The organism is Ohtaekwangia sp., from assembly GCF_036568665.1.
In the GTDB taxonomy this organism is placed as follows: Bacteria; Bacteroidota; Bacteroidia; order Cytophagales; family Cyclobacteriaceae; genus Ohtaekwangia.
In genome coordinates this window covers 1-3,782 of sequence record NZ_DATCSD010000403.1, presented here as the reverse complement: position 1 = coordinate 3,782, position 3,782 = coordinate 1, and the positions used below count along the sequence as shown (strand labels likewise).

Here is a 3,782-nt window from a genome sequence, read left to right as displayed (position 1 = left end):
TCGTTGAACATGTTACGCATGATTTCAACGTGGGTCACTACAGTGCCGTTGCTATATTTCTGGCCGCTTCTCTTTATAGTAATTATACACTCGATTTTGAGAATGGCGTGCTCGATAACCTGTCGGGTATATATAAATTTACAGCCTACCTCCTCACCTATGCCGTTGCTTACTTTGCCGTGTTGCTTTCTGTAAGCATCTTTAAAAAAGAGAAAAGCTTCTGGCGCTCAAAATGGTTCTGGATGAAAAGTGTACTCATGCTGCTCGCACTTTCGGCTGATAGCAGTGTGCCTTTTCTACGGCCGATCGTAAATGAACTGACCAATTCTCACCTCGAACTCTGGGTATTCAAATTAACCATCAATCTTGTCAGTGGTGTGTTGGTACTGTTGCCGCTGTTGCTCTTCTACTATATTGTTGAGCGCAACGATCGCCACGCTTACGGATTGGGTATACGCCCAACGGATATGCGACCGTACTTTGTTATGCTGGCATTAATGCTACCGGTAATTATACTCGCTTCTTTTCATCCTTCTTTCCTCAAGCAATACCCGATGTATAGAGGAGGTGCTGAAGCTGCGGCATACCTGGGTATACCCGAGTGGACAACGGTGATCGCCTACGAGCTGGCGTATGCTTTTGACTTTGTTACACTGGAGTTTCTCTTCCGTGGTTTTATGGTGATAGGACTACTGCAGTATACCGGCAGAAATTCTGTATTGGCCATGGTCGCTATATATTGCTTCCTCCACTTTGGTAAACCGCCCGGAGAAGCCATCAGTTCTATTTTTGGCGGATATATACTGGGCGTTATTGCCTACGAAACAAAAAGTATTTGGGGCGGCATTGCTGTTCACATCGGTATAGCGTGGTCGATGGAACTTACCGCTTTTATACAACATCAGATGATGCGGTAATTCCTGTACTCACCCAATCGCCAGCCGGTAATTTTTTCAATGAGTTTTCTTAGTCTGTCCTTTAGCGAAAGGTGATTAGCCGACAACCTGCGATCGAACTTCCAGTTAATGGCCGCGATACGATTCATCATCGCAGCCGGATGTGTACCTTTAAATAACTGCAGCGAATCGATCTCCGAGTAATCAAACTCTTCTGCCTGGGCCACGTGCTGCTCGATCCATTGATCATCATGCCAATACTTGTTGAATGATCGTTGCTTCATCGCCATAGCCTTGGGCATCTTTACCCAGCCGTAATGATAGATGCTTGCGTTAATATGCTTTACCTGTAATTTCTGATTTCCTTCCTTGCGAAAACCCTGTGCATCACGGTACGAATATATATGCTTGTCGTTACGGATCACACGTATCTCACGTCTGTACCAGCGGTACGATTCACCGATGTAGTCATACGATCCGTAGAAATGCTTGTAGTCGAACAGCAAACCCTCTACGGCTTTATCATCTTTATAGCGCTGCATGGCGGTGCGCACTTCAGCTATATATTGCTCGTGCATCACTTCATCGCCCTGTATATAAAATGCCCAGTCAACATCGGGTGAAAGTGCATGAAAGGCTTTATCTGTTTCCTGTGCCAGTACTCTTCCTCCCTCGCGCAGCGAATCATCCCACACAGTTTCAATGATCCTGATCTTATCGCTGGGAATAGATTGAATAAGCGCCAGCGTATTGTCGTCCGAATTTCCAACGGCCACCACCAGTTCATCGCATAACGGCAGAATAGAAGTTATGGCTTCTACGATCGGGTAATCGTACAGAATAGCATTTCTGATAAAAGTAAATCCGCCAACCTTCATGCGATACGGGAGTTTAGGCAAAGTACAGCATTCCCGCTCACAGAATCAACGCCCCATACCGTGGCATACCCCTCACACAACGTACTGGCTGGCTGTACTTTCATTTTCATCGCCATATATAGTAAAGATATCGGCAGGTATATATCTATGGTCTACTTTTCCGCTTTTTTACGCTGTCGATTTGCCTCTAACAATTTAGCGTATTTGTACAAAACTCCGTTGGCGTTAGACACTGAAATAACCAGGCCTTCATATCCATCGGTAAAACCTCTGCGAATAATATAGCTCTTGAAGAAAGCCCAGAACGTTTTCAGAAAAATCATGCCGGCAGATATACTCTTTTTATGGGCATGTTCCTGAGCATAAATATCAGAGTATTGCTGAACCTTCTTCAACAACTGTCCTGCATTCTGAAAGTAAACATGCATCAGGTCGCCTGCCAGGTGATTTACCTTTGCACCCGGCTGCATCACTACTACTTCGTGTACAAGGCCGCCCTCCCATTGTCCTTTGCGCCTGTCCCACAAACGTATTTTGCTGTCGGGATACCAGCCACATGTTTTGATAGGTTTACCGCCATAATGATTGAGCCTGTTAAAAGTATATCCGTCAGCAGGCCATTGCTCCTTTGTTTGCTGTATAGATGCTGTTAGTGCAGGAGAAAGATACTCGTCTGCATCCAGCGATAATACACAATCGTGTGTAGCCTGTGCTGCTGCAAAATTCTTCTGATCGGTAAAGCCCGTGAAGGCCCGTTCAGTAACTCGTGCTCCCAGGGCAGAGGCCAGCTCGCGCGTACGATCAGTCGAGAAAGAATCAACCACAACAATCTCATCCGCTATAGGTTTCAGGGAATTAATACAACGCTCAATGGTTGCTTCTTCATTGAAGGTTATAATAACTGCGGATAGTTTCATATTCAATCGTTAAATATATAGCAGCAGGCGTTGCCACACTGCCATGCTTTTCGGCTTTAAATTAAAAAAATTACCGCGCCTCACACGACTCCCCCGCGAAGAAACCTCCTTTTTCTCTATATACGGTCAATTTGGTTGGAAACGTAAAAATCCTTTACTTCCAGCAGATAATATACTCGTCCCCATTTAATGCGCTCGATTCTGCTCGATCTGGAAAGAATGAAATATCCCAATACAGGATTATATCACTTCTGCTCAAGTTTAGGGAAACACCTTTTGAAACATCAGCATGCGGACGATGACTTTCTTTTTTTTATACCGAAAGAATTGAGGGGATTGTTTGGCGATCAGCCTCGATATATAGCACCACGACTATTCAGTAAACTATACATGGCCGGCACAAGCGATGTAAATGTGTGGCACATGACGCATCAGCAATCCAAATACTACCCGATAAATGCGCGCACAAAAATGGTTCTCACTATACACGATCTGAATTACCTGCACGAGTCAGACAGTGAGCGCAGAAAAAAGAAATATAATGCGATGGTGCTAAAGGGTATAGAGCGTGCCGATGTTATTACCTGCATCTCCGGATTTGTGCAGCAGGATGTTATGCGAAACCTCACTACACTGGGCAAGCCTATGAAAGTAGTGTATAACGGTTGCAGCTTTCACGATGTAGAAGATGAATATATACCCGGCTATAAACCAGCAAAACCTTTCCTGTTCTCCCTGGGTATCATTGGCCCCAAGAAGAACTTTCATGTAGTGCCTCCGCTGCTGCGCGAGCTCGATGCAGAGCTCATCATCTCGGGTATTCCGTATGGTGACTATAACAAAAAGATCCTGGCAGAAGCAAGAAAATTTGGTGTAGAAGACAAAGTACATTTAACAGGACCTGTCTCGGAAAAAGACAAAAACTGGTATCTTAAAAATTGCCAGGCATTTATATTCCCTTCGCTCGCAGAAGGATTTGGTTTGCCGGTGTTGGAAGCGATGTACTATGGCAAGCCTGTATTTTTATCGAAGCTCACATCATTACCGGAAGTGGGCGGAGAGCATGCTTACTACTTCGATAATTTTTCACC

The 3,782-nt window shown here is 44.8% G+C and carries 4 protein-coding genes; 2 read left to right on the top strand and 2 right to left on the bottom strand.

The window, feature by feature from the left end; all coding sequences use genetic code 11:
• The coding region (locus VIN08_RS23715) for a CPBP family intramembrane glutamic endopeptidase (RefSeq protein ID WP_331970761.1) at positions 1–917 on the top strand (917 nt) is incomplete at its 5' end.
• Here VIN08_RS23715 and VIN08_RS23710 read toward each other — a convergent pair.
• Together VIN08_RS23710 and VIN08_RS23705 are read right to left on the bottom strand one after the other, a co-directional pair.
• Complete coding sequence (locus VIN08_RS23710; protein ID WP_331970758.1) at positions 902–1,774, bottom strand: glycosyltransferase family 2 protein; 873 nt, start codon at positions 1,772–1,774, stop codon at positions 902–904. The two genes, VIN08_RS23715 and VIN08_RS23710, sit on opposite strands and share 16 nt — an antisense overlap.
• Before the next feature lie 152 nt (positions 1,775–1,926).
• Complete coding sequence (locus VIN08_RS23705) at positions 1,927–2,691, bottom strand: glycosyltransferase family 2 protein (protein ID WP_331970755.1); 765 nt, start codon at positions 2,689–2,691, stop codon at positions 1,927–1,929.
• A 276-nt stretch (positions 2,692–2,967) separates the two neighbouring features.
• Here VIN08_RS23705 and VIN08_RS23700 point away from each other — a divergent pair.
• Positions 2,968–3,782 (top strand): glycosyltransferase family 1 protein (locus VIN08_RS23700; protein WP_331970752.1); only part of this gene is annotated, 815 nt, incomplete at its 3' end.

Excerpts from the sequence above, each read along its gene's own strand:
- VIN08_RS23710 (WP_331970758.1), bottom strand. The coding sequence starts at position 1,774 with ATGAAGGTTGGCGGATTTACTTTTATCAGAAATGCTATTCTGTACGAT.
- VIN08_RS23705 (WP_331970755.1), bottom strand. The coding sequence starts at position 2,691 with ATGAAACTATCCGCAGTTATTATAACCTTCAATGAAGAAGCAACCATT.